Source organism: Rheinheimera sp. (genome assembly GCF_036568245.1).
Lineage (GTDB): Bacteria > Pseudomonadota > Gammaproteobacteria > Enterobacterales > Alteromonadaceae > Alishewanella.
In genome coordinates this window covers 1-3,544 of record NZ_DATCSY010000140.1, presented here as the reverse complement: position 1 = coordinate 3,544, position 3,544 = coordinate 1, and the positions used below count along the sequence as shown (strand labels likewise).

Here is a 3,544-nt window from a genome sequence, read left to right as displayed (position 1 = left end):
AAACCGGTCAGAATTTAACCGTTGTCCCGTTAATGATGGAATACAACGGTAAAGGAGCAAAAATGAAAACTGTATTAATGTCGGCGTTACTTATCAGCACATTAAGCCTGTCGGGCTGTGGCGCTTTACATACCGCTGTCGCCAAACGTAATTTAGATGTACAGACAAAAATGAGCAGCTCGATTTTCCTCGACCCGGTAGAGCCGGAGCAGCGCACTATTTTTGTTGATATCCGCAACACCTCTGACAAACCCGAATTTGATCTGAAGCCACAGGTTGTGCAAAGCCTGCAAGCGCGCGGCTATCAGGTAATTGACAGCCCCAAACGCGCCCATTACTGGTTACAAGCTAATGTATTGCAAGTGGGCCGCAGCAATGCCCGCGATACTAACAGCGCCTTAGCCGCCGGGCCGGGCATCGCTGCCGGTGCTGTAACAGGCTATGCCATTCACCGCGCAACGGGGGGTAGCTCAGGTGGCGCGACAGCCGGAGCCCTTGTTGGCGGCGCTATAGTTGGTACCGTGGTTGATGCGATGGTAGAAGATGTGTATTACAGCGTGATCACTGATATTCAGATCATGGAGCGTTTTGATGGCACGGTCAGTGAGAGCTCGCAGCATCAGCTGATCCAGGGCGATAGTGGCAGCACGACATCCAGCTATCAACGTCAGAGCGACATGCGTAAATATCAGACCCGTGTTGCCAGCTTTGCCAATCAGGCCAACCTGAAGTGGCCAGAAGCGGAGCCACAACTGACCCAGGGCCTGGTGCGCTCACTGGCGGGTTTATTCTAAATGCGTATAGCTGCACTGCTGCTTGCCGTATGGGCATTAACTGCCTGTACTGCTTTGCATACGTCAGTCGCTAAGCGCGAGCTGGATGTGCAAACCCGCATGAGTCAGACCGTGTATTTAGATCCGGTAGAACCGGAGCAGCGCACGATTTTTGTTGATATCCGCAATACCACCGCCGAATACCAGTTACCGCTGAATGACGATGTGCGCCAATTTATGCTGCAGCGTGGTTATCATCTGGTGAACTCGCCAATCAATGCCCAGTACTGGCTGCAGGTAAATGTGCGTACCGTGCTAAAAGAGCGCCCTGACAAGGTATTAGCATCTGAATACGGCATGAGTGACGAAGAGATTCATGCGATGCTCAACCCTGGCATGGCTCCGCCGCCGGCACCGGAAACACCCGAGCAGCGCAGCGAGCGCTATAGCCGCAATGCTGCCGTGTTTGTTGATACCTCAGTCGGCACCAATATTGATGGCAAAGATGTTGCCCGCGCGCTGGTGGTGTTGGCTGCTTTCGCCGGCGCTGAGTATATCGGTAACCAGCTGGTGCAGGATAAGTATTACACCATGCTGACCGATATTCAGATTGCTGAGCGTATCGCGCCGGACAGCGAGCAAAAAGTGCAGGAATACAGCGAACATCAGTTATTGCAGGGTGATAGCGGTGCTTTTGAGCAGCTATGGCAACGCGATACCGATATGCGTAAATACCAGCTTAAAGTGGTGAGTTTTGCCAATAAAGCTAATCTGGACTGGCAGGACGCTGAACAGCCGCTACATCAGGGCTTACTGCGCTCGTTAGCCGGTATCTTCTGATATTCTACCAGTATTGTTCCACTGTAATATTGCCGGGGCTGCGGCGCAGGTTTTTGGTCAGCCCCAGGCCTTCCAGTACGGCTTTGGTATCGGTAATCATCTGCGGATTACCGCATAGCATCACTTGCGAGCGGTTGGTCAGGCTTTGCTGACACGCGCTTTGCAGCTCACCGCTTTGTATCAGCTCAGGTAAACGTTTACTCAGGGCGCCGCTGTGCGCTTCGCGGGTAACAATTGGTTGATAGTGCAGCTGGCCGGGATATTGGTGCTGGCATTGTGTTATCAGCTCGCGATAGACCAGATCGGCAAGGGTGCGCACGCTGTGCACCAGTATGACATGGTTAAAGCGCTGCCAAAGCTGCGTTGTGCCAAGCATCGACAAGTAAGGGCCGATACCGGTGCCGCTTGCCATCAGCCACAGGTTATCACCAGCGGGCACTTCATCCAGCACAAAAAAGCCGGATGCCGGCTGGCTAACGTCCAGTGTGTCGCCCATTTTTAACTGTTGCAGCAGTGGCGACAACTTGCCATCGGCAACTGTGCTGACTAAAAATTCCAGCTCAGTGTTGCCGGGGCTGTTAACCAGTGAATAAGCGCGCTGCACGCGCCCGTCGTTGGTATCGATACCCAAGCGCACAAACTGGCCGGCAGTAAAGTCAAAGGCCGGTGCCTGCAGTTTTATACTGAATAAATTGGCATGCCAGTGATGATTAGCTGTAACGGTGCCGCTAAGCCATTGCGCCATAATCTGTGTCCTTAAGCTTACTTTGGCTCTAGCCTAGCAAAGCTGAGCGGATACTCAAGCAAAGCCGTAATGGGGTAGAAGTGCTGCGGCGGGTAGGAAATGCAGATAAACCGCCGTAGCTGTTTATCTGCTTTACAGCTTAGCGTTTTTTGCGCAGTAAACCGAATAACCCGGCAGCCAGCAGCAGCAGGCTGGCTGGTGCCGGTACCGGATTTGGCGGATTGACCACTTCGGCTGAGGCCACGCCGTCCAGCCACAGGCTGTACATGCTGCCAACCGGGTCCCCATTTGGCGCTGTTCTGCCATTGCCGGCGTACCAGTCAGCAATGCTGCAACTATTGGTATCAGCACAGCCTGCATTAGCACTTAAACCCGCAAATGGGTTGCCAGAGAACAAATTCTGGCCGCCGATTGGAAAATTGTTAAATACGCTCATGGTAAAATAATAGGTGCCGGCACTTAACACCGTTTGGAAACCAGAATCATAATAAGACTGAGTGGCAGGGTTGATATTCGGGTTATCATCATTGTTCAGCAACAAGTTGCCTGCACTGTCCCACAAGCTGGTAATAGGGTCAAAATTAGTAAAGTCACTAAATGAATCCGTCCAGCCTCTGATATTGCTGTCAGCTTCAACAACAAACTCGGTAATGACCACCGAATTCGGGTTGGCCAGTTCGCCACTGAAATTAATCAAAGCAGCATTTGCAGCGGTGCTTAACACCAGCGCCGCGGGTAAAACGGTATATTTTAGTAAAGCCGATACTGTGTTTTTATAACTTAACATGCGTTTTCCTTGCTCTTGTTATTGTTGGCTGAATTGTTTCAGCGGCGCAGCAAAGCGAAAAGCATGCCATAAGTTAAATTGTTGAATTAAAAGTTAATAAAATGCACTTTAAATGCCTTTGTAAATTTTTCTGACAAAAATGACTAAGAAAAATATGATTTAAGTCATTATCTTAAGAAATATTATATATTGGCTCTGTTAAAATTATTTCCCGCATTAAGAAACACTAAAACAGCACTAAACTAAAGCGGCTACGCATGTTATGTTGGTTAGCAAAGTCATTTAGTTTGTACATTATGAGTAACGCGTTTTTTTTCGGCGACTGGCAGGTTGAGCCTGCTGCTAACACAGTGCGCTGCGGTAAACAGGTGTATCAGCTTGAGCCCAAAGCCATGGATG

At 50.3% G+C, this 3,544-nt stretch carries 4 protein-coding genes; 2 read left to right on the top strand and 2 right to left on the bottom strand.

The annotated features are described in order from the left end of the window. Together VIN66_RS06090 and traT are read left to right on the top strand one after the other, a co-directional pair. The coding region (locus VIN66_RS06090; protein ID WP_331923136.1) for a complement resistance protein TraT at positions 1-794 on the top strand (794 nt) is incomplete at its 5' end. Beyond that, entirely contained in the window at positions 795-1,613 is an 819-nt protein-coding gene (gene traT / locus VIN66_RS06085; RefSeq protein ID WP_134057724.1) for a complement resistance protein TraT, read from the top strand. Positions 1,614-1,617: 4 nt separating this feature from the next. On the opposite strand, the gene VIN66_RS06080 is transcribed toward traT, so the two are convergent. Together VIN66_RS06080 and VIN66_RS06075 are read right to left on the bottom strand one after the other, a co-directional pair. Beyond that, on the bottom strand, positions 1,618-2,358 hold the full coding sequence (locus tag VIN66_RS06080; RefSeq protein ID WP_331923135.1) for a ferredoxin--NADP reductase: 741 nt from the start codon (positions 2,356-2,358) through the stop codon (positions 1,618-1,620). Between the two features lie 139 nt (positions 2,359-2,497). Then, positions 2,498-3,145, bottom strand: a complete 648-nt coding sequence (locus VIN66_RS06075) for a DVUA0089 family protein (RefSeq protein ID WP_331923134.1) — start codon at positions 3,143-3,145, stop codon at positions 2,498-2,500. Positions 3,146-3,544 lie beyond the last annotated feature (399 nt).

Coding starts and splice junctions, on each gene's coding strand:
- VIN66_RS06080 (WP_331923135.1), bottom strand. CDS start 2,358: ATGGCGCAATGGCTTAGCGGCACCGTTACAGCTAATCATCACTGGCAT.
- traT (WP_134057724.1), top strand. CDS start 795: ATGCGTATAGCTGCACTGCTGCTTGCCGTATGGGCATTAACTGCCTGT.
- VIN66_RS06075 (WP_331923134.1), bottom strand. CDS start 3,145: ATGTTAAGTTATAAAAACACAGTATCGGCTTTACTAAAATATACCGTT.